The 26,087-nt window shown below is 69.7% G+C and carries 14 protein-coding genes and 5 pseudogenes; 10 read left to right on the top strand and 9 right to left on the bottom strand.

The genetic code is table 11. From position 1 onward, the window contains the following. Window positions 1-99: 99 nt before the first annotated feature. Together OG309_RS34920 and OG309_RS34915 are read right to left on the bottom strand one after the other, a co-directional pair. Window positions 100-552, bottom strand: coding sequence for a hypothetical protein (locus tag OG309_RS34920; RefSeq protein WP_329427167.1), 453 nt, complete (start codon window positions 550-552; stop codon window positions 100-102). Beyond that, the gene (locus tag OG309_RS34915) at window positions 552-8,414 is read right to left on the bottom strand and encodes a ricin-type beta-trefoil lectin domain protein (protein WP_329428709.1); all 7,863 of its coding nucleotides are present in this window, start codon (window positions 8,412-8,414) and stop codon (window positions 552-554) included. The genes OG309_RS34920 and OG309_RS34915 overlap by 1 nt, the downstream gene beginning before the upstream one ends. Before the next feature lie 614 nt (window positions 8,415-9,028). On the opposite strand from OG309_RS34915, the gene OG309_RS34910 reads away from it, so the two are divergent. Continuing rightward, entirely contained in the window at window positions 9,029-12,199 is a 3,171-nt protein-coding gene (locus OG309_RS34910; RefSeq protein ID WP_329427165.1) for a hypothetical protein, read from the top strand. 111 nt (window positions 12,200-12,310) lie between these two features. On the opposite strand, the gene OG309_RS34905 is transcribed toward OG309_RS34910, so the two are convergent. Together OG309_RS34905 and OG309_RS38190 are read right to left on the bottom strand one after the other, a co-directional pair. Further along, on the bottom strand, window positions 12,311-12,481 hold the full coding sequence (locus OG309_RS34905) for a hypothetical protein (protein ID WP_329427162.1): 171 nt from the start codon (window positions 12,479-12,481) through the stop codon (window positions 12,311-12,313). A gap of 116 nt (window positions 12,482-12,597) precedes the next feature. Next, window positions 12,598-12,720: pseudogene (locus tag OG309_RS38190) on the bottom strand (DUF4232 domain-containing protein); the annotation flags it as partial. Between OG309_RS38190 and OG309_RS34900 the strand changes: the two are divergent. Beyond that, entirely contained in the window at window positions 12,695-13,012 is a 318-nt protein-coding gene (locus tag OG309_RS34900; RefSeq protein WP_329427160.1) for a hypothetical protein, read from the top strand. The pseudogene OG309_RS38190 and the gene OG309_RS34900 sit on opposite strands and share 26 nt — an antisense overlap. 165 nt (window positions 13,013-13,177) lie before the next feature. On the opposite strand, the gene OG309_RS34895 is transcribed toward OG309_RS34900, so the two are convergent. Next, a complete protein-coding gene (locus OG309_RS34895) occupies window positions 13,178-13,420 on the bottom strand; it encodes a phosphodiester glycosidase family protein (RefSeq protein ID WP_329427158.1) in 243 nt (80 codons plus the stop codon). Between the two features lie 170 nt (window positions 13,421-13,590). On the opposite strand from OG309_RS34895, the gene OG309_RS34890 reads away from it, so the two are divergent. The 3 genes and pseudogenes from OG309_RS34890 (at window position 13,591) to OG309_RS34880 (ending at window position 15,221) form a co-directional block, all read left to right on the top strand. Continuing rightward, window positions 13,591-14,157 carry an AsnC family protein gene (locus OG309_RS34890; protein WP_329427156.1) on the top strand — a complete coding sequence of 189 codons (567 nt, stop codon included), beginning with the start codon at window positions 13,591-13,593 and terminating at the stop codon, window positions 14,155-14,157. Window positions 14,158-14,387: 230 nt separating this feature from the next. Further along, window positions 14,388-14,729, top strand: a pseudogene (locus tag OG309_RS34885) (helix-turn-helix domain-containing protein); the annotation flags it as partial. Between the two features lie 258 nt (window positions 14,730-14,987). After that, complete coding sequence (locus OG309_RS34880; RefSeq protein ID WP_190103238.1) at window positions 14,988-15,221, top strand: hypothetical protein; 234 nt, start codon at window positions 14,988-14,990, stop codon at window positions 15,219-15,221. 191 nt (window positions 15,222-15,412) lie between these two features. Here the strand turns inward: OG309_RS34880 and OG309_RS34875 are convergent, their stop codons facing one another. Then, on the bottom strand, window positions 15,413-16,138 hold the full coding sequence (locus OG309_RS34875; RefSeq protein ID WP_329427151.1) for a peptidylprolyl isomerase: 726 nt from the start codon (window positions 16,136-16,138) through the stop codon (window positions 15,413-15,415). Window positions 16,139-16,302: 164 nt separating this feature from the next. Next, a pseudogene (locus tag OG309_RS34870) lies at window positions 16,303-16,488 on the bottom strand (LLM class F420-dependent oxidoreductase); the annotation flags it as partial. A 524-nt stretch (window positions 16,489-17,012) separates the two neighbouring features. Between OG309_RS34870 and OG309_RS34865 the strand changes: the two are divergent. Both OG309_RS34865 and OG309_RS34860 read left to right on the top strand, forming a co-directional pair. Beyond that, window positions 17,013-17,855 (top strand): PP2C family protein-serine/threonine phosphatase, encoded by an 843-nt coding sequence (locus OG309_RS34865; protein WP_329427149.1) that lies wholly within the window; start codon window positions 17,013-17,015, stop codon window positions 17,853-17,855. A 186-nt stretch (window positions 17,856-18,041) separates the two neighbouring features. Then, window positions 18,042-19,007 carry an MASE1 domain-containing protein gene (locus tag OG309_RS34860; RefSeq protein ID WP_329427147.1) on the top strand — a complete coding sequence of 322 codons (966 nt, stop codon included), beginning with the start codon at window positions 18,042-18,044 and terminating at the stop codon, window positions 19,005-19,007. A 675-nt stretch (window positions 19,008-19,682) separates the two neighbouring features. Here OG309_RS34860 and OG309_RS34855 read toward each other — a convergent pair. Continuing rightward, window positions 19,683-21,047: a glutamate decarboxylase gene (locus tag OG309_RS34855; protein ID WP_329427145.1), complete on the bottom strand. Its 1,365-nt coding sequence runs from the start codon at window positions 21,045-21,047 to the stop codon at window positions 19,683-19,685. Between the two features lie 781 nt (window positions 21,048-21,828). On the opposite strand from OG309_RS34855, the pseudogene OG309_RS34850 reads away from it, so the two are divergent. The 3 genes and pseudogenes from OG309_RS34850 to OG309_RS34840 form a co-directional block, all read left to right on the top strand. Continuing rightward, a pseudogene (locus tag OG309_RS34850) lies at window positions 21,829-22,216 on the top strand (helix-turn-helix domain-containing protein); the annotation flags it as partial. A gap of 79 nt (window positions 22,217-22,295) precedes the next feature. Further along, window positions 22,296-23,678 carry a cation:proton antiporter gene (locus tag OG309_RS34845; protein WP_329427143.1) on the top strand — a complete coding sequence of 461 codons (1,383 nt, stop codon included), beginning with the start codon at window positions 22,296-22,298 and terminating at the stop codon, window positions 23,676-23,678. A gap of 52 nt (window positions 23,679-23,730) precedes the next feature. After that, a pseudogene (locus OG309_RS34840) lies at window positions 23,731-24,251 on the top strand (DinB family protein); the annotation flags it as partial. Window positions 24,252-25,080: 829 nt separating this feature from the next. Here the strand turns inward: OG309_RS34840 and OG309_RS34835 are convergent. Further along, window positions 25,081-26,079 (bottom strand): helix-turn-helix domain-containing protein, encoded by a 999-nt coding sequence (locus tag OG309_RS34835; protein WP_329427139.1) that lies wholly within the window; start codon window positions 26,077-26,079, stop codon window positions 25,081-25,083. Window positions 26,080-26,087: the final 8 nt, after the last annotated feature.

Below are 26,087 nucleotides of genomic sequence, written 5' to 3'. Positions count from 1 at the left end.
CCCCCACCGGTGGTGGGGGAGGCCCCGTGCTTGGTCATGCCGGGTCCGGTCCGGATCAGCGGTGACGGCACCGCCGCTCCGGATCGAACCCTCCCGCGGTCACGACGCGGGCAGCAGGTGCACCGTGCCGCCGACCGGCGGGTAGGCCGCGGCCTCCTCCTTGTTGTCGGCGTCGAGCGGACTCGGCAGCGTGAACGGGACGGGCACCAGGAACTCGGCCCAGCGCGCCTTCCCCGCCACGACGTAGCTCTCGACGGAGTCCGGCTCCAGGAGGAAGACCTCGCCCCAGCGGAGGGGCCCGATCCGCTCCTCCAGCGCGCTCCTCTCGTCGGCGCTCGCGATCCTCAGGTGCAGGGGTCCGATGTCCCGCCCGCAGGCCACCCGCTGTACGCCGTTGAAGCAGACGTCCAGGACGGTGCCCTCACCGTTCTCGACCACCAGGTCGTCGAAGGGAGGGAACCCGCGCAGGATCACCTGCGCGTGGCTGTGCCGGTAGCCGATGAGGCTGAAGCTCCGGCCGTCCGAGAATCCCGTGCCCGGCGATGCCGTCATCAGGTGGCCACCCTCCTGTATTCGTTGAACCGCCGGTTCCACCGGTAGAAGTCCACCGTATCCATCAGCCCGGCGTCGGCGACCTGGACGAGCTCCCATTGTGTGGCCAGGGGGCCGCCCTTGGCGGTCATCGCCTCTCTCGCGAGCTTCAGCGCCTTGGCCGGACCCTGGCTGGCTCCTGGCAGGCCGTCGAGCAGGAAGGAGATCCGCGCCTCGCCCCGGGACGTGGCGGCGACGGCGTCGAGGACGTCCGCCTGCCAGTCGGTGGAGCTCATGAAGTGGCGCGCGCCCACCGTCTCCGCGAACTTCGTGACGCTGGCCGTGCCGTCCTTCATCTCGCGGCCGAGCGCGACGTGGTCGATCTCGTCGGCCGCGCCGTCGGCATCCGCGGACTCACCGCAGTTGTGGACGAGGAACGGGGTGGCCCCCGCCAGCACGTAGTAGGTGTGGACGTCCGAGACGGTCAGGTTGTGTACGGCGGACCTGACCTCGGACCACCGCTCGATCGCGGAGATCTGGACATGCGTACCGCTGCTCGTCCGAAGCCACTGGCCCGACTTCAGGTCGGTGGCCTTGACCCAGTCCCCGAGCTCCGGGACCCAGATCGGGTGCCCGTCGGTCGCGGTGACCTGGGCCGTCTTCGAGCCCTTGGCGCCGTCGACGTCGATCGTGACCCTGACCAGGTGCTTGAGGCCCTGGCCCTTGATCTCGGCGGTGACCGTCTCGGTCCGGGTCTCCCCGGTCCCCGGGTCGGTCGCCAGGACCTCGTCACCCGTCCTGACCTGCTCGATCGGCTTGGTGGAGCCGTCGGCCATCAGCACCTTCGTGCCGGGCACGAAGCTGTTGCACTTCCCGCCCTCGGCCTTGCCGGAACCGCCGCTGCCGCTGGTGCCGCCCTTGCTGCGAGCGGAACCGCCGGACTTGCCGCCGCCTCCGCCTCCGGAGCTCTTGCTGCCGGCGGAGCTCTTGCCTCCGCCACCGCCGCGCTTGCCCCCGCCGGACTGGGAGGAGACCTTCGGCGCGGACTTGGTCTGGGCCTTCTTCTGGGGGGCGTTACCCGTCTTGCGTTTCGCGGCGGCTGCCGCGTCGGCCTTTCTCTTGGCCTCCTCGGCGGCCTTCTTCTTGGCTCTCTGGGCCGCCTCCTTCTTGGCCTTCTCGATCGCCAGCTTCTTCGCCCGTAGCGCGGCCTCCTCGGCGGCCTTGGCCGCCTTCAGGACGAGCTCGGCGGCCTTCTTCGCCACCTTGAACGCCTTGATGGCGTCGATGGTGCGGTTGACCGCCTTGATCACGGCCGGGATCTTCCCCAGCTTCGACCACGGAATGGCGTCGACCACGATGCTGACGCAGGACCACATGTCGCCGCCGAAGCAGGCGATGGCGTCGTTGATGCCGATGAAGTCCTTCAGGGTCTCCCACGCCACGGCGAGGATGACGGAGGTGAGGGACTTGCCCTGCATCGCCTCGGCCTGCGCGACCTGCGCCGCCGACAGACCCGCGCCCGCGAGGGCCGCGGCCCGCTCCGAGGCCGTCAGGACGATCGACTCACCGGTCGGGTCGGAGTACGTGGCCGGGTTGTTCTGCGCGTAGACGTACCCGTTGGCCTGCAGCGGGTCGTTCAGGTCCAGCACGGGGTCGGCGGACAGGAAGCGTCCGACCAGCGGGTCGTAGAGACGGGCGCCCAGCGGCTGGAAGCCGGAGGCGTCGTCCCGCGTCTTGCCGAGGAAGCCCCGGCTGTTCTGGACGTTCTGACCCGCGGTGTCGGCGCCGCGCTGGTTGCCGAACGGGTCCTGCTTGCGCACCCGGACCGGCATGCCGCTGTAGAGGCCGACCTCGGTGTAGGCGCTGCCCTGGTGGTCGGCGGTCTGCGCGACCAGTGTCTCGCTGCCCGTGCCGTTGGCGTAGCGCATGACCGCGCCGCCGGGGGCGGCGTAGGTGCGCTCGGTACGGACCAGGACGCCGCCCTGCTGGACGGTGACCTGGGCCTCGCCGAGGTTGAGGGTGGCCTGCTTGCCCTGGATGGTGAGCAGGCGCTCGCCGTCGGGGCCGTAGATGTGACGGGTGTCGTTCTGCGGCAGCCACTGCTGGGCCGCGGAGGCGGCGTCGCAGGTGGCCAGCACGATCGGCGTCTGGTTCACGTTCGCCGCGCCCTGGACCGCGAGGCACAGGCCGGAGGAGACGTGGGTGAGCTGGCCGGACGCGTTGCGCTTGAGCTGCTGCGCGGTGGTGCCGTTGCACTTCTGGAGCACCGCGGCCGAGCCGGCCGTGTTGGCGGTCGGCTGGACGCACCAGGTGCCGTACACCTGGAGCGTGCCGAGGTTGGCGTCGGCCTGGCCGGGGGCCGGGTCGAAGTGCCAGGACTGCGCGACGGTGCCGTTGCAGCCGTAGAGCTGCGTCGGCTGACCGGCGGCCGCGAGACCGGACTTGAGGTCGAGGCACTTCTGGCCCAGACCCACGTAGGGGGTCTTGCCGTTCGAGCCCTGACCGGTGATCCGGTCGACCTTGCCGTCATAAGTCCAGGCGATGTCCTGCTTGTCGCCGTTCTGGACCGAGGTGACGGACTTCGTCTCGCCGGTCAGCTCGTACAGACGGGTCGCCTCGGCGGTGACCTGGGCCCCCGCGGGGGTCTTGTACGCCTTCGTCACCTTGGTCAGCGTGTGCGGCTGGTCCTTGGCTGCGTTCTTGCCGTACGCGTACGTCGAGACGGCGTTCTTGGTGGTGTCGCCGGTGAGGTCGTTCTCGGTCAGCTTGGTGCGGTTGCCGAGCAGGTCGTATTCGTACTCCTGCCAGTAGCCGGAGCCGTCCGCGCCCGCGGCGACCCGCATCGTGCCGTCGGTGTTCTTGTTCAGCGAACCGTCGGCGTTGCGCGGGTTGACACAGGTCGTCTGGTCCTTGGAGGTCCAGGCCGACTTGAGCTGGCCCAGCGGGTCGTAGGAGAAGCACTGGCGCTCCTCGATCCCGACGGACTTCTCCTGGATCGAGGTGACGTTGCCGGCCGGGTCGTAGGTGTACCCGCGGTTCGACACCAGGTTGCCGCCGACCAGGGAGGCGTCGTTCTTCTCCCGGTAGACCGCCTGTTCCTTCAGCTCACCGCTGCCCTCGTCGAAGGAGCTCTGCGTCCACACCCGGTAGGGCTGGGAGCCCAGGGTGGAGCGCAGGACCTGGCCGTACGGGGAGTAGACGGTCTCGGCGCCGTACCAGTCCTTGCCGGAGATGGAGAGCGGCTTGCCGTCCTTGTTGTAGCGGACGACCATCTTCTCGGCGGCGAACCTGCCCACCGCGGGAAGGGTGCTCTCGTCCAGGAGTCCGTTGTCGGAGTACGTGTAGTCGTACGCGTAGTCCTTGGCGAGACCCCAGGTGTCGGCGATCGACTGCGGCAGGGACAGGGTGGTCGAGGTCGGCTGGTAGTCCTTGGTGTAGCCGTTGACCTTCTGCGTGTACGCCAGGCCGTCCGTGTAGCGGGTGGCGGTGGCGGGCATGCCCTTGCCGCCCGGGACGGTGTCGTAGGTGTACTCCGCCTGGAGGGCACCGGTGGCGCTGTCGAGACGCTGCTGGGTCGGCCGCGACAGCTCGTCGTAGCCGTTCCAGACCTTCACGCCACGGGAGTTGGTCGTGGTCAGCGGACGCCCGAGGAAGTCGTACTCGGTCCGCGTCGTGCCCGTGTCCGGGTCGGTCGCGGTCTCCATGCGCCCACGGTGGTCGTAGGTCCAGGTCCACGGGTGCGTCGGATCGGCGGAGGCGGTCGCCTTCACCGGCTGGCCCTGCGTGTCGTACTCGTAGCGCGTCGACGTGAAGCCGCCGGGCGCCGCCGGGTTGAACGTGTCCGTACGGATGGTGCGGCCGAGTGCGTCGGTCCAGACCCTGTAGGACGAGTCGCCCTGCGGCTGGACGACCTTCGACCAGTCCTGGCCGTACTCGTAGCGGACGGCCCGCTCCGGGTACGCCAGGGAGGAGGTCTCCTTGGTCGTCGGGTCCACGTACTTCATGTACGGGGTCTCCTGGACCACGCGGCCCAGACCGTCGTACGTGTAGCGGGTGATGTTCGGGATCGCGGTGTCGGCGAGCGGGGTGAAGAGCTCGCCCGGCTTGGCCTCCTTGGTCAGGTAGGCGTTGTTGGTCTGCCAGACCTCACCGGAGCTGTTGTAGAGGGTGTCCGTGACGAGGAAGCCGGCGTCGTTGTCCGCCTCCTCCAGCGACTGCCGCTCGCGGCCGAGGCCGTCGTACAGCGTCACCGAGGTCTCGATCCGGTCCTCGTAGCCACGCGCGTACGTCGTGACGAACGGAGGCTTGCGGATCTTCTTGTTCGGGTCCTCCGGGGAGGTCTCCTCCTCGGGGATCGTGTAGACCGCGCGGAAGTCCGGCACGCCGGAGCCGGGGGTACGGCCCGGGGACCATGCCTCGGCGAGCCGGCCCATCGGGTCGAACACGGCTTCGCTGACCAGGTTGTTGGCGTCGGTCGTCTTCACCGTGACCGAGCGGCCCGGCTCCAGCTCCTGGGTCTGGGTGTAGCCGAGGCTGTTGGTCTGGGTGACCTTGAAGACCTGGCCGGTGGCCGGGCCCACGGAGGTGTAGGCGATCGTGGACGCCTTCGGGGTCGCCTGCTTCAGCTGGTACGGGTCGGTCTGCCTGACCACGCGGCCGACGGCGTCGAAGCCGGTGGTGCCGGAGCTCTCGAAGCCGGTGCCGTCGCCGTTCAGCGCCCACGACTCGGTCGCCAGGCCCCGCGTGGAGCCCGCGAGCGCCGTTCCGTACGCGGTGCCGTCGTAGGCGGTGCGCACGGCACCGGTCAGCGTCGTGAGGTCGGCGAAGTTCGCCGCCGCGCAGGTCGTCGGCGAGGACAGAACCTGCTTCGAGAGGCCGATGATGTTCTTGGAGGTCTCGTTGACGTACTCGGACTTGGTGCAGGACTCGTCACCGGTCTTGCCGGTGTCGCCCAGCGACTCGACCTGGGTCGGCAGGCCGTACGCCGACTCGTAGGTCGTCTTCGTGCGGACCTCGCGGACCGTGCGCGGGTCGTCCGTGTTGGTGCCCGAGGACTTGGTGTACGCGATCTCCTCGGGCTCCGTGACGCGCCACGCCTTCAGCGGGTCGAGGCCGTCGTCGCGGTTGCGCCGGGCCAGCTCGGTGGCCTCGGGGATCGTGACGCCGCGGGACAGCCAGTCGGTGTCCGCGTCCGTGGCGTTGGAGTAGGTCAGCTCCTCGGAGATGCGGCCGGCGAAGGGCTCACGGTCGTAGACGGTCGAACCGTCCGACGCCTTGATGACGTCGCCTTGGACGTCCGTGACCGGGACGGTGTCGCCCATGCCGCGGAAGTAGCGCGTGACGGCCTTCGACTGCTTGCTGCCGATCGCCGGGTCCTCGGAACCGGTGAGCACCGTGGTCTGCTCGAAGCCCGCGAACTGCGACCAGGTCCGGGTCGACTTCTTCGTGAACTCGCCGTCGGCGAACTTCCAGCCGGGGTTCTTGTACGCGTAGCCGGTCTTCGTCGGGTACGCGCCGCTGATGTTCGGAAGCTCCTCGATGGACTCCACGACGTACTTGTGGAACCAGTCGATGTCCTCGAACTCCGGGTCCGGGTTCCAGAACGAGGGGTAGCAGAGCTCGCCGTTCGCCTTCAGACCCGCGGTGTCTGTCTTCGACGGCAGTCCCGCGCCCGAAAGGCACTTGCCCGCGACCGGCTTGTACGACACGACGGTCTCGCCGCCGTACTCGTTGATCACGCGCGCGATACGCAGCCGGGAGAAGCCCGGACGCTGCGGGTTGACCGCCTTCACGCGGTTCGGCATGTCCTCGGTGTTCGGCTCGAACCGCACGGGGTTGAGCGTGACGCTCGCGTCGGTCGAACCGTTGCGGGCGTAGCCGGTGCGCTGGACGGACTCCAGCCACAGGGCGGTGTTCGGGCCGGTCTTCAGCTCGGCGAAGGACTGCTTGAGCTGGTACTCGTCCACGACCTGACGCGCGCTGGTGTCGGTGCGGCGCTGCGTCGAGGTCGTGATCTTGTCGAGGCGCTTGCGGGTCCAGAAGGACGGGCCGGCGTTCCAGCACTTCTTGCCGGACTCGCAGCGCAGGTCGACCGGAGTGTCGAACCAGGGCCGGTACTGACCGGGGTCCTTGGACTTGAAGTTGTCCTCGGTGCAGTTGACCGTTCCGACGGTGTAGCAGCGCTCGGCGACCGTGAAGCCCACGCGGGCCGGGGCGGTGGCGGAGAAGATCGAGTCCTTGCGCTGGCCGTAGTAGATGTGCGACAGGTAGCCGTCGCGGTCGTAGATGACCGGCGCCTTGAAGTTGAAGTTCTTGGCGTAGTAGTTCTGGTCCTTCTTCCACCACAGCGACATGGCGTTGCCGTGGACGTCCTCGACGTAGTCGAGGCCCCAGCGCCAGCCCTGCGTGCAGGAGGAGTTCTTCCAGTCCTCGGTCGTGGAGCCCTTGTAGCAGTCCTCGCCCGGGTGATTGCCGTAGACCGGGACCGTCAGGACGGAGTCCGTGGTCGGGTCGTCGGCCGCGGTGCCGTTGTCGGACCAGCCCGGCAGCTTGTTCAGACCGAAGTGGTACCGGGTGCCGTCCTTCGTCGTGACGACCCAGTACTCACCGTCCTTCGCACCGTTGCCCGTGGCCTGGCCGGTGACGCGCTCGATCTTCGCGCCGTCCCCGTTGGCGGTGAACCACTTGCCCTTCGCGGCGTCCCACACCAGCTCGGTGGTCGTGCCGCCGAGCGAGAGGGTGGCGTTGTCCGAGCCCCAGCAGAGGTCCGCCGTCCGGTGGGTGGAGTTGTTGGAGCCGGCCTTCTTCGAGTCCTGGCGGCAGTTGACGTACGTGCGGGTGATGGAGCCCGCGTTGTAGTCCCAGCCGTCGCCGATCCAGGACGCCTGGTTGTTCGACGACGACGTACGGCCGTCGACCGACTGCGAGGAGTACGAGAGGTTCACCTTCGGCATCAGGCCGCCGGCGGTCTCCGGGACCTGGACCTGGTAGCCGTACGTGAACGCGCCCGAGGACGAACCCGCCGACCACGAACCCGAGGACAGCAAGGGCGAGGCCGTGAAGTCACCCTGCACCGACGAGCCGGTGTCGAGCATGCCGACCGCGCTGCCGCCGGCCGCGTTGGCGGCGGGCCGCACACCGTCCGAGTAGGACGCCTTCGTCGGCTTGGCCGTGAAGCCCTCACCGAGCAGGCTGGCGACCGGGACCGTGCCGGTGACGATGCTGCGGGTCTTCGCGCTCTTCGCGGCGGTGGTCTTCGTCGGCGCCTTCGAGGCGGGGACGGTCATCACCGTGGAGTTCAGGCGCTGGAAGTGCTGCCGCCCGTTCTTGGCGTCCTTGTCGTCCTCGCCGACGGACATGGGCGTGGTGCCGCCGTCGTCCGCGCAGTCACCCGTGGTCGGGGAGGAGTAGACGCACTCCGGGAGCAGCATCAGACCGAAGCGGTCGGCCGCCTGTGGCCCGTAGAGGTCGGCGAAGCCTGTGGTGTCGACGCTGAGGGCGACCTCGGCGGCCGGGTCGACACTCGCCGGCGGGGTCACCTTCATGATCAGGCCCGAGACGCCCGCGTCCTGCGAGGTCGTGGTCGGCGCAAGGCCGACGCTCCAGTCGCCCGCGAGCGCGGCCGGGTCGCCGCCCTCGGGCACACCGATGGCGATCGGCAGGTTGTTCGTGACCGGGACCGTCGCACCGGGCGTGCTGGACGTCGAGAGCGTCGCGGAGCCCGTGCCCGAGGGCCAGGCGTTCGCGTTGCCCGCCGAGTACTGCGGGATCTCGGCGTTCTGCGCGAGCGTCAGGTCCTTCTCCGCCGTGACGTCGCCTTCGAGCTCCGTGCTCTTCGGAATGTCCGGGAGGTCGACCGACGTGGTCGAACTCTCGCGGTTCATGCCCGGGCCGGGGATGGCGAGCGCCTGCCCGCCCAGGCTCGTCACCGTCAGTGTCGAGGACAATAGAAGGACGGTCGCTACGCGGCTTCGCCGCAAGCGCCGTCGTTGTGACTCCGTCATGGCTGGGCGTCCTAGCCCCAGCCATGACAACGGACCTGAAGCACGCATACGCGTTCGACTCCCACCCTGGCGATACAGACGTCGAATGAGGTGCGGAAACACCAAAGTGCACACGCCTGGTTCAGGCGCGTGCGTGGGTACTGTCTGCCATGGACGCAGCACGGAGCAAGATCGAGCATTTTCGGTTGCGCGAGCATGAAGTGACTTACGTCACACCCTAGTTCGCCATAGACGGCCATCAGCGATGACCTTTGCCCCAGCTAAGTCAATCCGGACATCGGTGACGCGCGGCCACCTCAAATCACCCCAGGACGGCCGCCGTTGACGGCTCGCGCGGCTCACGTCCCGCCCAGGTAACGGTCTTATAAAGTTCTCATGTGTGGACGGGCTGTGACGGCTGTGTGATCGTGTGTCCGCTCTCTGCCCCGCGGCCTGCCGTCAGGGGCTGGTTGTGCTGTCCACCATCCGTCTGGTTCACACGGGAGTAGACCGCCGTGACCGCGCCGCCCTATCTCAGCCCCTTCGTGCGCACGCGCACGCGGCTGTCACTGACCATCGGCCTCGTACTGGCCGCTCTCACCGCTGCCCTTTTGCCCTGGTGGCAGCCCGATTCCGTGCCCGTGACGGCCGGTGGCAAGGCCACCGAGGCCAAACGGGCTTCGACCGGCCCCAAGGACGAGGTGGCCGCGAGGGCCGAGGCCATCCGCAGCGGCAAGAAGGTCCTCGTCGACACCGCCACCACCGCGACCTCGCTGACCTGGGCCCTGCCCAACGGCCAGATGCGTTCGCAGACGCACGCCCTCCCCCAGCGAGCGAAGAACGCCGCCGGGAACTGGGCCCCGATCGACAACAAGCTCACCCGTACCGGCAAGGCACCCCGCGGGCTCGGCATCGCACCCGTGAACGCCGTCCACCCGGTGCGCTTCTCCAGCGGCAGCGGGCAGGCCGCGCGTGCGGACCGTTCCTTCGCCCGCACCCAGACGCCCGGCCAGTCCCCGCTCGCCGAGATCGAGTTCGGCGGCCACACCCTCGCCTACACCTGGCCCGGCGCCCTGCCCGAACCCGTCCTCGACGGCCCCCGCGCCCTCTACTCCGAGGTCCTGCCCGGCGTCGACCTCCTCCTCGTCGCACGCGAGGAAGGCGGCTTCGCCCAGGTCCTCATCGTCAAGACCGAGCAGGCCGCGAGGCAGGAGGCGCTCAAGTCCGTCTCGTACGGGCTGCGTTCCTCGACGGCGACCTTCCGCCACGACACCAGGGCCAACCGCGTCCTCGTCCTCGACAAGGCCGGCAAGGAGGTCGGCTCCATCCCGACCCCCTTCGCCTGGGACTCCAGCGGCCGCGACCCCGAGCTCCCCGCGGGCTCGCCGAACCGCACCGCCACGGGCACGCCCGCCGAGGTGCTCAAGCTGTCCGGCCTCACCGGCATCGAGCCGCGTGCCAAGTCCGCCCAGCTGCCCGTCGAGCTGGCGGGTGACGGGACCGGGGACGCGCGTCTCACCCTGGACGTCGCCGCATCGGGCCTGCTCGCCCGGGACGGCGTGACGTACCCGCTCTTCGTCGACCCGACGATGAACTCCGGCTGGCAGGCCTGGACCACGGCCTACCGCCCGTACCCCAACTCCAGCTTCTACAACGGCACCAACTTCTCCTCCGGCACCTCCGACGCCCGCGTCGGCTACGAGTCGGACACCGGCGGCCTGGGCCGCTCCTTCTGGCGCATGGGCTTCGACCCCAAGATGGAGGGCGCCACCGTCACCTCGGCGGCCTTCAAGGTGCAGAACAACCACTCCTGGTCCTGCACCGCCCGTGAGTTCAAGTTCTATCTGACCGGCGGCATCTCCTCCGGTACGACGTGGAACGCGCAGCCGTCCTGGACCACGCACCTCCAGTCGAAGTCCTTCGCCCACGGCTGGTCCTCGACCTCCTGCCCCGACGAATACGAGACGTTCAACAACTCCGCCGTCGTCTCCGCCGCCCAGAAGGCCGCCGACGGCGGCTGGTCGAACATCACCTTCGGCATGCGGGCCACCAGCGAGTCGGACACGCAGACCTGGCGCAAGTTCCGTGCCACCTCCGCGACGCTGGAGGTGGACTACAACACGCCGCCGAACGAGCCCACCAGCGGCACCTCCAACCCCGGTGGCGCCTGCGTGCTCGGTCCGGGTGCCGGTGTCACGGTCGGCAAGACCAACATCGTCCTCAAGGCATACGCCTCGGACAACGACGGCAACCTCAAGAGCCTGCGCTTCAAGTTCTGGAAGGCGGGCGACGCCGTCCCGGCCGGCACCCTCGTCACCCCGAGCGGCGGCTGGGCCTCGACGACGATCCCGTCGACCACGCTCCAGGACAAGGCCACCTACTACTGGGCCGTCCGGGCCGAGGACAGCGTCGGCGCCGCCTCGACCTACTTCCCGGCCAACACCGCCGAGAACTGCGCGCTCACCGTGGACGGTTCGGCCCCGCCGCCGCCCACGGTCGACGAGGACACCACCCCGTTCAAGCGGGCCACCTCCGACGGCGCGACCTGGGCGAGCGTGAAGTTCGGCTCCACCGGCGACCTCACCGTCACCTCCCCCGGCGCGGCCAAGTTCCGCTTCGGCTGGGAGGGCATGTCCTACACGGACTACAACGCGACCGACGGCTCGTACACCTTCACCGGTCTCAAGCCGCCGCACGCGGGCCCGAACTGGATCCACCTCTTCGCGCTCGACGCGCTCGGCAACCTCAGTGCCCGCACCGACTACGCCACCTACATCCCGCCGCGCGACTCCGCGGACGGCCCCGGTGACGTCGGCGGCGACGGCATCGCCGACCTGATGATCATCGACGCCAACGGCAACTTCTTCTCCTACCCCGGCTCCCCGGACGGAGAGCTCTACGCCGGTCTGACCGGCTCCTACACCATGGGCGACGACGGCACGCCGGTCCTCGCACCGAAGGCCCCGTGGTGGAACGGCACCAAGGCCGCCCTGATCAGCCACTACCAGGACGTCTACCCCGGCGACGGCACCACTGACCTGTTCGCCGTGGACCCCGACGGCACCTTCTACCTCTACCCGGGCGACGGCTACGGCTCCTTCAACGTCGACGACCGCCTCAAGATCCGCCTTCCCTCCAACACGCCCGCGCCGTCGACGTGGACGGAGATGAAGGCGGTCGGCGACATCACCGGCGACAAGCTGCCCGACGTCGCGATCACCACCGGCACCCAGTTCTGGATCCTCTCCGGCTACACCGGAGCGACCTTCCAGACCGCCACCCTCATGGAGGGCACCGCCTGGGCCCCCCGTGACATCGTGAACATCGCGGACATCGACCTGGACAACACGCCCGACCTGCTCTGGCGCAGCCTCGACTCCGGCACGATCTACATCCGTCACGGCAAGCCCGGCCCGGTCGCCGGCAGCGTCGACATCGACTCGCTGAAGACCGCCGCGGCCTCCCGCCAGGGTGTCGACACCTCGTACGGCACCGGCTGGACGACGACCAACATCACCGCGGTCATCGGCATCCCCGACGTCAACGGCGACAAGATCCCCGACCTCTGGGTCCGCTCCGGCGCCGACGGAACGATGAAGATCTACCACCCCAGCACCACCAACACGAACGCCGCCGTCAAGACGGTCCTCTCGGTGAACTGGGCCGGCATCAAGTCCTTCGGATGATTCCGGGGAGGCGACGCACGGCCTGACCGTCCTTCACGGGGTGAGCCCCCGGTGCCCTCGGGGGCCGGGGGCTCACCCCTTTCCGCATGCCGCGGACACGCCAGGACTGCGTCACCGGGCGCATCGCCATGCCCTCGGTGCCGCCCAGTAGGTGACGCGCTGGCCGTCGTCGGCCTGGAAGCTCGCGACGGGCATCGGCACGTCGACCGGCTTCCCCGGTTCGCTCTCGCCGCCGGGGCTGCCGGGGCCGAGGGTCGTGGACCGCACGTCGTAGGTGCCCATCTTGCCGCCCGTCGCGAGCAGCCCGGCGTACGCCTCGTGGCCGGGGGTGAGGGTGAGGACCTCGCCTGGTCGGTCTCCCGCTTGACCGAGGCCGGGCCCTTGGCGCCCCCGAGGGTGACCTCGGGGGCGCCCTGGAGGTCGCACTTCGCGCTGCTCACGTTGGTGACGACGAGGAGGATGTGCCGGACGGGCCGGCCCTTCTCGTCGTAGTTCGTGGCGGAGACGGACAGGTCCTCCATGGTGCACAGCGGGATGCCGGAGCTGTCGTCGGCGCCGCCGCGGCTCCTCTTGCCCGAGCCGGGCCGCTTCGACGTCGACGGGCTCGGCTTGGACGGGTGCGGCGAGTCCGACGGGCTCGCCGACGCCGTGGATCCGGTCGACGCCGACGAGTCCGGCCGGCCTGGTGTCCCGTTCCCGCCCGCGGCGTCGTCCGAGGCGGGCCCGCACGCGGTGGTCGCCAGCAGCGCGGCGACCGCGGTGGCGCCCAGCGCGTACGTCCTTCGCCGGCCGGAACTTCTGCGGTTCTTGTAGGCACCAGCGTTCATCATGTCCCCCTGTGATCAGCGTGACCCGTCGTGCCCGGCCCGGCCGCGCACCACGGCAGGACCGATTGCGCGGCACGAATCGGCCACAACTCGCCAACTCTGGAGTCTTGTTGACGCATTGAGAAATGGGCCTCCGCCGAGGCCCGTGCCCCTACTTGTTCACGACGACGACGGCCTTGCCGACCTTGCGCTCCGTGGGCCCGGTCGCGGTCCAGCTGTCCATGGGCCGGTTGGCGAGGGCGCCCTTCGAGACGAGGGTGGTGTCGCCGCCGATGCCCAGGCTGAGCGCGTCCTTGGCACCGAGCCACTCCATGACCTCGGCGGCCTCCTGGGCCGTGACGCCGACGCTGTGCGCGCGGTCGCGGCCGTCGATGGTGCCCAGGATCACGAGCACTTGGACAGCGGCCCGCGCTCCTCTTCGTCCCGCGATCTTCAAGGTTCTCGCTCGGGCGGGCTATCAGGTTCACCGAAGAAACGTCCCGGCCGGCCAACCAGGAAAGAATCGCCGGCGGCCCCGCCGTCACCGCCTCGTAGTCCGACGGCGGAGCTCCGGAACGCCCATCGGTGCGTCTCGCCCGAGCCGCGCGCACAGCACGACCCGGCCGCGCGGGCCTGCCCCTGCTCACCCCCGGCCAGACCGACGCCGTACGACACCCCTACACCGTCGTAGGCCCGCGCCCCGGCCCCCGGCCGACCTCCGAGGAACACGGGCTCGCCGAGGCCCTCGCCGAGGACGGCCGCGCCGGACTGAAGCAGCTCGCCGACCGGACCGGCACCTCCACGGCCACCGTCCGGCAACGCCTGCATCAGCTCCGCGCCGACGACATCCACCGTCTGCTCACCGAACGGCTGCCCCACCTGCCCGGCTACCGCCACGCCCGCGTCCACCTCGTCACCGCGTTCGTCAAGGAAAACGGACGGACGCCGGAAGCGGTGCCAAGTACAGCGGGTCCGTCTGGCGTCCGATCGCACCGTCCGCCCCCCGACGGGGCTACGCTGCGCAACGGAGCAGCGCCCGAAACCCGCCCTCTGAACAGCCACGATCCACCCCCACCACCACCTGCCGCTGGGGAGAATCCGGGGAGGACGAAGGCCCTTTGGGGAGCAACTGGGGGGGAATCGGCCGCGTAGAACAGCGTCACTGTGGCCCGTTCACGTTGACGAGCAACTCTCCCTGTTCGGCGATCCAATCCCGTACGGATTCCGGCGGTTGAGTGGCATGCACGGCTGGCCGACGAGTCTGTCCACGCCCCATACTGGGCGAAGTTCTACAGGACCCCGTCCACCTTGTGCTGGTTCTTCACGGGGGAACTTCCAGCAAAGGGTGTTGTAGAAGGCTCGGTTCCGGACATTTCTCCTGTATGGGTGGGGTGTTGCGGGCTGAGCCGGTGTGGGTCGAGGCGTTCACGGGCTTGCGTATCGAGCGGTTCGCGAAGCTGGTGAACGTAGTGAGGGAGCGGGGCGGGAACGGTCCGGGCGGTGGCCGGCCGTGGTGCCTGCCGCTGGCCAACCGGGCCCTGCTGGTGGCCGTCTCCTACCGGACCGACCTCACCATGCGGCAGCTCGCCCCGCTCTTCGGGATCTCTCCGGCCACCGTCTGCCGGGTCATCCACCGCCCGCATCCGTTGCTGGCCCTGGAGCCGGCCGCGCGGCCGGTCGCCGACGTCGACCGGCTGTGGATCGTGGACGGAACCTTGGTTCCACACCTTCGATCCGAACGGCGAGATCCTGGGCGGCTGACGGGCGCGGACACACGGAGATACGCTCTCCACCAGCGGCGTGACCGAGCCGTTGGCCAGACCTCGCTCCCTGAACAAGGCGCCCATCCAGCAGGGCGGCGCCCCGGCCACGCGGCTACCACTCCACGCAGCCGACCAGCGACGAGACCGACGGCAGGGCAGATCAGGGCCGGGGCACGGACGAGCCGCGCGCAGGGGCGGGCTGAGCCGTAGGGGGTGTGCATGAGTGACAGCCAGGTCACGATCAAGCTCACGGGTGACGAGGCACTGGTGCTGTCGCACTGGCTGGAGAAACTCCAGATGACGGACCTCAGTCGCGTTGTCGACGATCCGGCGGTCTGGGCGCCGATCCATCGGATCGCCGGAACGCTCGACAAGGCACTTCCGGAGCTGTTCGCGCCTGACTATGACCAGCGGCTTGAGGCGGCTCGTCAGCGGCTTCGGCCCGAGGGCTGATCGAGCAGTCTGGACTCTGAACCGGATCGGGGACCGGGGGCGGCTGCCGACCCGGATGTGACGCGAAGGGGACGCGATCGCTCTGACTCCATGGAGGAGCCAGGGGATTCACTGACCTTTCGAGTGTCGCCGCAAGCCGACCCCGCACGCCGCCAGGCATGTCGTCGTGGACGCGGCGACATCGCGGTGCGTCAGGACCGACAGGACAGCCGGACGTGAAGCAGCTCTGTCCGCAGTGCGGGCGTGCCGTCGACCGGTGCCGGGTCCTCCGCCGTCGGCTCGATGCCTCCGGCGGCGACCTTGTCGAGTGTCGCCAGACCGGCGGGGCCGACCGTGCCGAACACCGTGTAGTTCGGTCGCAGCGCGGAGTCGCCGTAGACGACGAAGAACTGTGAGCCGTTCGTGTTCGGGCCGGCGTTGGCCATCGCCAGCAGGCCGCGTCCGTAGAGCCGGCGCGTGCCCGTGGGATCGGTGGCTGCGGGCGGCAGGTCCACCGGCAGTTCGTCCTTGTACTTGTACCCGGGCCCGCCCTCACCCGTGCCGGTCGGGTCGCCGCACTGCAAGACCTTCAGCGTCGGGTACGCCGTCAGACGGTGACACACCGTACGGTCATAGAAACCGTGCCTTGCCAGGTGCAGGAAACTCTGGACCGTGCACGGCGCCTTGGCCCGGTCCAAGCGCAGCGGAAGCGGGCCCTGACTGGTCGGAACAGCCAAGTCGACCGTGCCACGAACAGGGGTGCGCCGTGGGTCGGGCGGCAGCGGAACACGGCGCGCCGGCGGCTCGTCCGGGGTCTGGCTGTACTGGCAAGGACCGTGCGTGGTGATCGGCGGAGCACTGTCGGAAGCGGTGGCGACGCTCCCGCCGGTCACCACCAACGCCACGGCCGCGAATGCACTGATCAGTGCTCGTCTCATCTTGCACGCCCTCCCGATGATCTCCAGGTCTTGGAGCGGTCGCAGTCTAGGACGTGGTGTGGCCTGTGGGAGTGGGATTTCCGGCCGTTCAGCGTGACCAGAGCGGGGCCGGCACGTTTTGGCATGTCCTTCGCACCGTGCCCACGATCGGCGTACGCGTGAACGTTCAGAGCGCCGATCATCGACCACACGAACGCGCCGTTGCCCTGGGCATCGTTCCAGGGGTGGAAGTGGAAGTGGTCGGAGATCGCCAGTCTCGTGAATCCGGCCTGCTGGGCTCGGCGGGCCTGGGCGATCAGCTCGTCCGGGGTGAACTGCTCACACGACAGGAAGTAGCCGTACTCGGTCATCGCGCTACCGCTCCTCTCGTCACCCCTCCCCATCGGTGGGGCTACCCAGCCCACACGCGGGAATGACCGAGCGAACCGGGCGCCGGCTGTCGAGCGTGTGGTCGAAGATCCGCGGGAGACTGCCGCGCTACCGGCGCTGGGTCACCTCGGATGTGTCGGCGGCGAGGAGGACCGGCGCAGAACTCTTCGCGCCGGGGAACGAGGGTGTGGTTCGTGTTCATGCCCGGCGTCCTTGGGGCCGCCGGTGTCTTGCGAGTCGCGCGGCGTCGGCCTGCTCGGTCCGGACGTAGGTCAGGGGCGGGGCGATGCCTTCGATATCGCCCCGCCCCTGACCGCTGCTCGTTTCCGGCGGTGTGGGGTGGCCCCGCTGGAATCCGCCGCGTTCTCCGCCGATGAGATGCGGACGCTGTCCCCTCCAGGCAGAGTAGGAGGGAACCTGTTCGTACTGAGGTGGTCCCGTGTGGTCCCGCGTGCTGGAGACGGGACGGAGTGATGCGAGGATTGTCGTGACGCGGGAGTGATCGATGTTCCGCAGACGGCCGGCCGACAGCAGCGAGGACCTTTTGGTCCGGCTCGGGTCGCTGACCGCCAGGGCGCGGGAGTTGGCCAAGACGCAGCGTTCCCGTGTCGAGCTCGCCGTGGCCCTTCAGCGCGGCATGCTGCCCTCGGACCTGCCCAGTTTTCCGGGCGCCCGGCTGGCCGTCCGCTATGAGCCCGCCAACCACGGGCTCAACGTCGGCGGTGACTGGTACGACGCCTTCTCCATGCCTGGCGGCCAGATCGGCATGTCCATCGGTGACGTGCAAGGACACAACATCGAGGCCGCCGCCTTCATGGGACAGGTCCGCGTGGCACTGCGCGCGCTGGCCTCCGTCACCGGAGACCCGGGAGAGCTGCTCGGTCGCACCAACGACCTGCTCATCTCTCTGGGCGCCGACCTCTTCGCCACCTGTACCTTCCTGCGGCTCGACCCCGCTGCCGGCACCCTGGAGTGTGCCCGAGCCGGTCACATCCCCCACATCTGGGCTACCACCGACGGCCGCTCCGGCATCGACGACAGCGAGGGCGGGCCTCCGCTGGGTGTGCTGCGCGGCGTCGACTACCCGGCCACGCGCCGCCGGCTCACCGCCGACGGCGTCTTCGTCCTCCTGACCGACGGGGTGGTGGAGGGGCCCTCGCTCCACGTCGACGAGGGTCTGGACCGGGTAACGCGGCTCGCCGGGATCACCGCCGTCGCCGGGCTGGGCGTCGACGCGCTCGCGACCGCCGTCATGAAGCTGGCGGCCACGGTGGGGCACGAGGACGACGCGGCCGTCCTGGTCGTCGGCCATGACGGCGGTCCGGCCCGGCTGGCGGCCGAGGAGTGAGGGGAAGCGGCTCGCCTCGGGCCGGGCCGGTCCTCGGGCCGGGCCGGTGCTCAGACCCGCCCGGGCCCGTGCCGGACGGCGGCGCCCGACACGCAGGGGCCTTCCCGGTCGTGGCGGCCCGGCCGGTGTCTGATGGCTGACGTGTTGGATACTCGGCAGTTCCGGCCCTCTACGCAGGCGGCTCTGATGTCGCTGACCGTGGCGGTTTGCTACTACGCGGCCGGACGACTCGGTCTGATGGGCCGCCTCGTCGTCGAAGGCGTGGTGGTCACCCCGATCTGGCCGCCCACCGGCGTCGCCGTCGCCGCCCTGCTGCTGCTCGGCGCGCGGGTCTGGCCTGGGATCGCCCTCGGCTCCTTCCTCGTCATCGCCTCCCTCACCACTCCGGGGCCCACCACAGTGGTCACCGTGGTCAGCAACACCGTCGCGCCACTCTGCGCCTTCCTGCTGCTGCGACGGGCCGGCTTCCGGCTCGACATGGCGCGGCTGCGGGACGGACTCTCCCTGGTCTTCCTCGGCGGGTTCGGCGCCATGCTGATCAGCGCGACCGCGGGGGTCGGACTGCAAGTGGCGAAGGGCTCCCTGGACAAAAGCGAGTTCTGGCCCGTCTGGCTGGCCTGGTGGGTGGGCGACACGATGGGGGTGCTGCTCGTCGCCCCGCTCCTGCTCGTCCTCGCGGGGCCGGCCGGACGGTTCCGGGTACGGCGCTGGAAAGAGGCGGCCTTTCTGGGGCTGACGACCCTGATCCTCATGCCCATGGCCGTGCTCAGCCCGATGAGCATGCTCTTCCTCGTCTTCCCCCTGCTGATCTGGGCAGCGCTCCGCTTCCAGCTCGCCGGAAGCATGCTGTGCGCGCTCTTCGCCTCCGTGCTCGCCACCTTCGAGGCGACCTCCGGACGGGGCGCGTTCCTCCACCTCACGGACGTCGAGATCATGGCCAAGCTCCAGGCGTTCAACGGTTCCGCCGCCCTGACCGCCCTGCTTCTCGCCTCCGTCATCACCGAGCAGCGTGCGACCCGCCGGTCGGTGCGCCGCGCCTGCCAGGAACTGGCAGAGGTCCTGGAGCACCTCGCGGCGGGCGAGCCCTCACCGGGTCCGCCCGGCACCGCCGAGAGCCGGGCAGCCCCACCCGGCGGACCCCAGAATCCGTGATCCCCGCGCCGGAGCCGGCGCAGGCATCAGGAGCCGTACGACGACTGCAAGGCATGGGACCTGTCCGGCGCTATCAAGCTGGTGCGTGATGGTGTCGGAGATGCACGGTCCTGAGCCGGCGGCCTGTTCCGTGAGCGTCCGGCGGGACGCGTCGAGCTGGGCCATGGCCTGGAACTGCCCCGCGTCCTAGGAGGCGGCCGCCTGTCGGCCGGGCTCCCAGGGCGGCAGCGGCCTGCCGCTCCCCCGCCGCCCGCTGCCTGCCGCTTGGCGGCAGCGAGGGCGAACACCCCCCGTCAGCGCTCCGCCGCCGATCGCGGCCCCCGCGGCGACGAGCGCCGTCAGCACGGCGTCGTTCACGTCGGACGCCCAGCGTCCCGCCACGCTCGGGGCAGGGCTCAGCGTCCATCGTCCTTGGGTGCGAACTCCCGCATGGCGGTCGCTCTTCGGGGTCAGGGGCGAGACCGACCGAGATCCGGGCCATACGCGGACCAGCCGCCCGCGGCTTGGCCGAATGCACAGCCGTTTCCGCTGGTCAGCGGCCACACGAGTCGTGTACCACCAGCACACGAAGAATCTGCTGGTCTCGTACTCGCCGAAGAATCTCGGCTTCTTCTAGAGGCACGAAAAGAGGCGCCTGACCTGGGGGGACAGGCGTGCACCTGGGGGCGGAGCGCATCAGTAGCCGGTGCCGCGCTTGACCTGAGCACGCTCGGTCCCGTGTGTCGCGCCCTTCTCGTCCAACGTGCGACACGCGTCGGCGATGTCCTGACTCAGGCGGTCGATGTGCTCGCGGCTCAGGGTCTCCTTGACCAGGGCACGCATGATCTTCACCCCCTCCGCGTTGGGCGGGAGCGTATAGGCGGGCACCATCCAGCCCCGCTCGGCCGCGAGCTGCCAGGCCACGTCGGACTCGTCGTAGGCGTGCTTGCCGGCAAGGCGGAAGGCGACCAGCGGGAGCTGCTCGAGGTCCCTCCCGATCACTTCGAAGCGGCCGCTGCTCCGCAGGTTCTCCGCCAGCACGTCGGCGTTCTCCTGCATCATCTTCATGACGTACGTGTAGCCCTGGCGGCCGAGCCGGACGAAGTTGTAGTACTGCGCGAGCACCATCGACGCGCCGGTGGAGAAGTTCAGCGTGAACGTCGCGTCGGTCTTGCCCAGGTAGTTCTCGTAGAAAACGAGATCCTTGGGCAGGTCGGACTCCTCACGGAAGACCAGCCAGCCGATGCCGGGGTAGACCAGGCCGTACTTGTGCCCCGAGACGTTGATGGAGCGGACCTGCTCCAGCCGGAAGTCCCATTTCGAGTCCGGGTAGAGGAAGGGCCACACGAAGGCGCCGCTGGCTCCATCGACATGGATCGGGATGTCGAGGTCCCGCTCCTTGCGGACGTCCCTCAGGAGCTTGTCGATCCCGACGACGTCGTCCTTGTGGCCGGTGAACGTGGTACCGAGGACGGCGACGACGCCGATCGTGTTCTCGTCGAGGTGAGGCTCCACGTCCTCCGGGCCGATCGTGTACTTGCCCTCGGCGAGCGGCACGATCCGCGGCTCGACGTCGAAGTAGCGGCAGAACTTCTCCCACACGACATGGACGTCTCCGCCGAAGACCAAGTTCGGGCGGTCGACCGACAAGTTGACCGCCTTGCGGCGCTCCCGCCACTTCCACTTCAACGACAGCGCACCGAGCATGATCGCCTCGGACGAACCCTGCGTCCGACATCCGGTCGTCCTGCCCGGCGCGTTGAAGAGATCGGCAAGCATGCGCACACAACGCTGCTCGATCTCCGCAGAAATCGGGTACTCCGCATGGTCGATGAAATTGCGGTGGAGATTCTCGGCGATCAGCCGCTGCGCCTCCGGCTCCATCCACGTGGTGACGAACGTGGCAAGGTTGCGCTGTGGATCACCCTCCATGGCGAGGTCCACGTCCACGAGCCTCATCGCATCCGTCGCGGACATGCCCTCCTCGGGGAATGTGTCCGAAGGAGCGGGCACGGTCAAGAATCGGTTACCGAACAGGGCCATGTCGTCACGCTTGGTCATGCACGGATTCAAACAGCGCCGGAGACCGCTTCTACGGCGGACACGCCGAGGCGGAACAGCGCAGGGCTCGGCCATGGACGTAGCCGTGCCACCGCCGCTCCTTCGCACACGAATTCCAGCGCAATTCGCGACGTGAGGGCAGTAGGAAACGGCAGCTGTAGTGCGATAGCCACACGTTGGGGAGGCATCCCAGTAGTCACGTCGCATCCGCCTCTCCCCCGCTCTCGCCCTGTCGGCGCCCATGCCCCTCGGCGCTACCGTCGGGACTCCGGCCGGGGACCGCGCCCGCGGGGCGGTCCCATGGGCGGCGCCGAACAGCCCGCAAGCAGCCCCGAAGCCCTCACCCGGGTCACCGACGTGCCCGCCCCGGACGGCCGACGCGGGCACCTTCCCGCAGCAGACCGTCGTAAAGCTGTGGCAGCCGGCCCGGCCTCCAGGACGCCCGTGGGGGTCCCGACCAAGATCCGGACCACACCCGGACCGCGACGCCGACCGACGGCACTGCGACGATCGCTTCTGCAGGTCAGCATCGATGCTGGCGGCGCACCACCAACAGACGAAGAGTCTGCTGGTGTCGTTAACTCACCGAAGAAGCTCGGCTTCTTCTAGGGGCATGAAAAGAGGCGCCTGACCTGGGCTTTTGCCTATCAGGCACCTCCCTGTGATCTCCTCCATCGCAGCAGCCGACTTGCGTCGGAACTCCCGGTTCGTCCCACCCGTATCCCGCTCCCGGCCAGCCGTTCCGGTTTCTTTCCGGTCCAAGCTCGGCCCACCAGCGGGTGTCGACCGGCCCGTACCGGATCCCACCCTGGCCGGTACCACCACCACCCACGCCTGGGCCCTGGAACACCTCCGCGGCCCCTCACCCTCGCCCGGCTCGCCGAGCACTCCCGGATGAGCCTGCGGTCCTTCACCCGCCGGTTGCGCAACGAGGTCGGGGCGCCCCCGTGCGGTGGCTCACGGCACAACGCCTCGAGCCGGCCAAGCGACTGCTGGAGACGACCGACCTTCCGGTCGACCTCGTCGCCCACCGCGCCGGCCTCGGCTCCGGGAACTCCCTGCGCGCGCACATGCGTACGGCCTTCGGTGTCTCGCCCGCCGCCTACCGCCGCGCTTTCGGCAGCGGCGCCCCGTCGGGACCCGAACGGGAGACGGCACGGTACGCGTGAGCAGCCCCGTGGTCGGCGGCGCTGCCCGCAATGTCCCGGCGAACCCAGTGCCCGCCGCCTGACCTCCTCGCTCCCGGGCATGGTGGCGGAGACCGGTGGTGTCCTCGCGGGGCCGAAGTCCCGCGAGGGAACGCGCACCCTCGTGCGTGGCTCTTGTCGGCGTGCTCGCACGAGTCGGCGCGGCATTCGCCCTACTCTGCGTCTCCCCGAGACCCCTTCCGAAAGCGCGGACGTCTTGCTTGCCGTAACCGTCATCGCGGGCATTCTGTTCACCTGGTGCGTTCTGTCGCGCCGGCTCGCGCTGTGGAGCATCACCGCACCGATCGCCATGATGGTGGCGGGCATCGCCCTCACCAGTGGCTCGGACCCGCCACTCGTCTTCGACCTCGGGGACATGGCCGGCTTCGAGCACGCGGTGGAGGTCGTCCTCGCCCTGCTGCTCTTCGTCGATGCGACCGAGGTTCCGGCGGGAGTCATCCGACGCGAGAGGAGCGTCGTCGCCCGTCTCCTGGGCACCGGTCTGCCGCTGACCCTGGTCGCTGCCTTTCTGACCGCGCTCGCCTTCTTCCCCGACGAGCCCGGATGGGTGCTGGCGACACTGGCGACCGTCGTCGTCCCCCTCGATCTGGCGCCCGCCTCGGCCGTCGTGCGGGACAAGCGCATCCCGGCGCGCCTCCGGGAGGTACTCAACGTCGAGGGCGGCCTGAGCGACGGAATCGTCTCACCGGTGTTCCTGATCTGTGTCACCGCCGCCACCGAGTACCACACGGTCGGCGACGACTACACCGAGGCGCTCCTCGACGCCGTCGGAGCGGCGGGCTGGGCCGTCGGGGCCGGATCGCTCGTCGGCTACGTGACCGGATGGCTGTTGCAGCGCTCCTGGGCGAGGGGCTGGACGCTGCCTGGCGCCACGCGCCTCGCGGTGCTGAGCGTGCCCATCGCCGCTTACACCCTGTCCGCGGCGCTGGGCGGCAACGGGTTCGTCGCCTCGTTCGTCGCCGGCGTCTGCATCGCGCCGGCGATGCGGCATCTCCCCGGGGACACCGTGAAGATGACCGACGACCTGGTCACCTTGCTGACACTCGCCCTGTGGTTCCTCTTCGGCCAGTTGGTCAGTGACGAATTCTGGGACGGCTTCCACCTCTCCGTCGTCCTCTACGCCCTCCTCGCCGTCACACTGGTGCGCCTGGTGCCCGTGATGCTCGCGCTGATCGGTACGGATCTGTCGCTGTCCGACAGGCTGTTCCTGGGGTGGATGGGGCCCAGAGGAGTGACCTCGGTGGTCTTCGGCCTCCTCGCCGCGATCGAACTGCCTGCGGCCGGTGGCGGTGACTTCATCAGCCGGGTGATGGTGATCACCGTCATGGTCAGCATCGTGTTGCACGGTCTGAGCGCCGAGCCCATCGGCCGCCGCTACGCCCGCGGTCGGCCCGCCTCGCCGGAGCCTCGGGGCGTGGGATGAGGACGGAGCGGGCGCGACGGACGACCAGCGGCGGCGACGCGGGCGGGGGCTCATGCCGTGGGGAAGTGCGGCGGACCCGGCAGGCCTACCGGGTCCGCCGCGGGCGCGTCAGGAAGGGAGCCAAGCAGGCCACTTTCTTCATCGCACCACCCTCGCCATGAAGTGCGAGGGCCTGGACGATGAGAAGGCCGCCGTCGCATCCGTGCCCCCGTCCGCGTTCACACTGACCGGCCTCGTCCAGCACATGGCGGAGGTGGAGCGGCACTGGTTCCGCCGAGTGTGCGCCGGAGAGCAGGCCCCGCCCATCTACGACCCGCAGGCCGACCCCGATGCCCCCGACGGCGGCTTCGAACCGGCCGAGGGCGCCACCCTGCGCGACGCTCTGGCCACCTGGCACGCGGAGACCGCCCGCGCCCGCGAGCACTGCGCCGACCGCGCTCTGCCCGACACCGGCCGCTTCATGGAGCAGGACGTCAGCCTCCGCTGGATCTACGTCCACATGATCGAGGAGTACGCCGCCACAACGGCCACGCCGACCTGCTCCGGAAACGCATCGACGGCACCACCGGCGTACAGCGCTTCCGGATCAGGCAGTGTTGGCCCGGTCGACAACGGCGCGGAGACTCGACGCCCGGCCATGGGCGTCCCGAGCCCGCACCGAACTCCAGGCCACCGCCGTCCCGGACCAGTCACGATCCAGATGTCGGGCCAGGATTCCGACGGGAGCCCGGGCGCAAGGGCGCGCGTGATGAGCTACCCGGGTGTGTAGGTTGACTGCCCGTCGCCGTCCCGTTGGGAGGCGCGCGACCTCTCTCCCACAGCTCCGGAGGCCCCGCCATGCCCGTGTCCCCCTCGTCCCCCGCCGGTGCCCGCCCCGGCGCGGCCCCTGAGACGGCAGCCGCCATCTGGCGGGTGATCACCACCATGTACGAGGCCTACTCGGCCGGAGACCCCGCGCGGATCGACGCCTGTCTGGATCCGGAGGCGACCGTGTGGGATTCCGGGACTGCCGGGCTGCTCTTCGGGAAGCCGGACCTGGACCGGGTGCGCGAGGGGCGCCCCACCGGTGGGGTGGGGCCGGTGGAGATCCGGACTGTACTGAGACTGTGCTCATCGGCTGCCCTCCTGGCACTGGTACCGAGACGCACACCATCGGGTTCGGTGTGAATGCGAGGCACCATAAACAGGCCATCACGGCCGGAACCATGCTGCGAGCACAGCGACCCCGGTGATGAGTGTGCCCGGCGCACAGATGCGAGTCAGCGGCACGCGCCTCGGTAGGTCACCTGGACGTCCACGGGTGTCTGTCGGTACGGCTCGAGCACCCCTCCCTGGGCACGGAGTGGTCGGGACGACCACGTCGGCCGCACGGCTCCCGCGGTGCAGCGCCGACGCTTGCCCATCACGCCCGCAGGGGCTCCGCCCAGCCGTTTCGCACCGCGCAGGCGCCGAGCTGCATCCGGGTCCGGACTCCGGCCAGGTCCATGAGATGGCGCAGGCGCCGGTGGAGCGTGCGCGGTGACAGACCGAGTTGCGTCGCTGCCGCCAGGTCCGTCAGGCCGGCCAGGAGCAGCGCGAGGATCCTGCGGTCGAGCTCGGTCGGGCCGTGCGGACCGACCTCGACGGTGGGTTCGGACTCTCCGACCCTGGCCGCCAGCGCGAGCGGGTCGGCAGCGCGCCACACCGTCTCGAACAGAGCGTCCAGCGCGTCCAGCAGTCCGCTGCGGTGCAGCAGCGCGGCGCCGGGCTCCCCGTCCGGTGTGACCGCGAGCGGGACGAGGCCGAGGTCGGCGTCGGCCAGCACGAGCTTCATCGGCAGCTGGTCGGCGACGCGCAGTTGCACTCCCCTGCGCAGGGAATCGATCGCGTCGTCGAGGATGCCCGGCTCAGCCAGCACGGCCCGGTCCAGTACCGCCCTGAACCGTACGCCGCGGCCGATGGCCATGGGTTCGGCCGTGTTCTCGTCGGGCGGCAGGGCGACGAACGGCGCGGTGATGAAGGAGCGGACCTGCGTACGGGCCGCCTGCTGTACCTGGAGGAAGCGATGGCGGATGGCGTCGACGCCCGTGACGACCTCGATCAGGTCGCTGATGCTGCTCCCGGTCATCGCCGCCCGGTGTTCCTCGGCGAAGGTCACCAGGGCGTGCTCGGCCATCCGCAGCCCGTCCCGGCGCTGGCTGATGAGAGCGCCGAGCGCCATGGCCGGCGGTGCGGCGGTGAACCGCTCGTCCGCCGACCTGGTCACGAGTCCCCACTCGACCAGGCGGGACAACGCCTTGTCGACGTGCGCGTGCGGCAGGTCGAGCTGGTCGGACAACACGATCGCGGTGGAGTTCGGGCGTCCGAGCAGCGCCCGGTAGACGCGCTCGTCATCGGGTTCGAGGCCCAGGACATCCAACATCGGCGACC

The organism is Streptomyces sp. NBC_01268 (genome assembly GCF_036240795.1).
Lineage (GTDB): Bacteria > Actinomycetota > Actinomycetes > Streptomycetales > Streptomycetaceae > Streptomyces.
The sequence above is the reverse complement of the archived record's forward strand: the minus strand, read 5'-3'. Positions and strand labels throughout refer to the sequence as shown.

Bases quoted from the DNA above. Each gene is read 5' to 3' on its own strand.
- OG309_RS34920 (WP_329427167.1), bottom strand. From the start codon at position 552: ATGACGGCATCGCCGGGCACGGGATTCTCGGACGGCCGGAGCTTCAGC.
- OG309_RS34915 (WP_329428709.1), bottom strand. From the start codon at position 8,414: ATGAACCGCGAGAGTTCGACCACGTCGGTCGACCTCCCGGACATTCCG.
- OG309_RS34905 (WP_329427162.1), bottom strand. From the start codon at position 12,481: ATGGGCACCTACGACGTGCGGTCCACGACCCTCGGCCCCGGCAGCCCC.
- OG309_RS34880 (WP_190103238.1), top strand. From the start codon at position 14,988: ATGAGTGACAGCCAGGTCACGATCAAGCTCACGGGTGACGAGGCACTG.
- OG309_RS34875 (WP_329427151.1), bottom strand. From the start codon at position 16,138: ATGAGACGAGCACTGATCAGTGCATTCGCGGCCGTGGCGTTGGTGGTG.
- OG309_RS34865 (WP_329427149.1), top strand. From the start codon at position 17,013: ATGTTCCGCAGACGGCCGGCCGACAGCAGCGAGGACCTTTTGGTCCGG.
- OG309_RS34860 (WP_329427147.1), top strand. From the start codon at position 18,042: ATGTCGCTGACCGTGGCGGTTTGCTACTACGCGGCCGGACGACTCGGT.
- OG309_RS34855 (WP_329427145.1), bottom strand. From the start codon at position 21,047: ATGACCAAGCGTGACGACATGGCCCTGTTCGGTAACCGATTCTTGACC.
- OG309_RS34845 (WP_329427143.1), top strand. From the start codon at position 22,296: ATGGTGGCGGAGACCGGTGGTGTCCTCGCGGGGCCGAAGTCCCGCGAG.
- OG309_RS34835 (WP_329427139.1), bottom strand. From the start codon at position 26,079: ATGTTGGATGTCCTGGGCCTCGAACCCGATGACGAGCGCGTCTACCGG.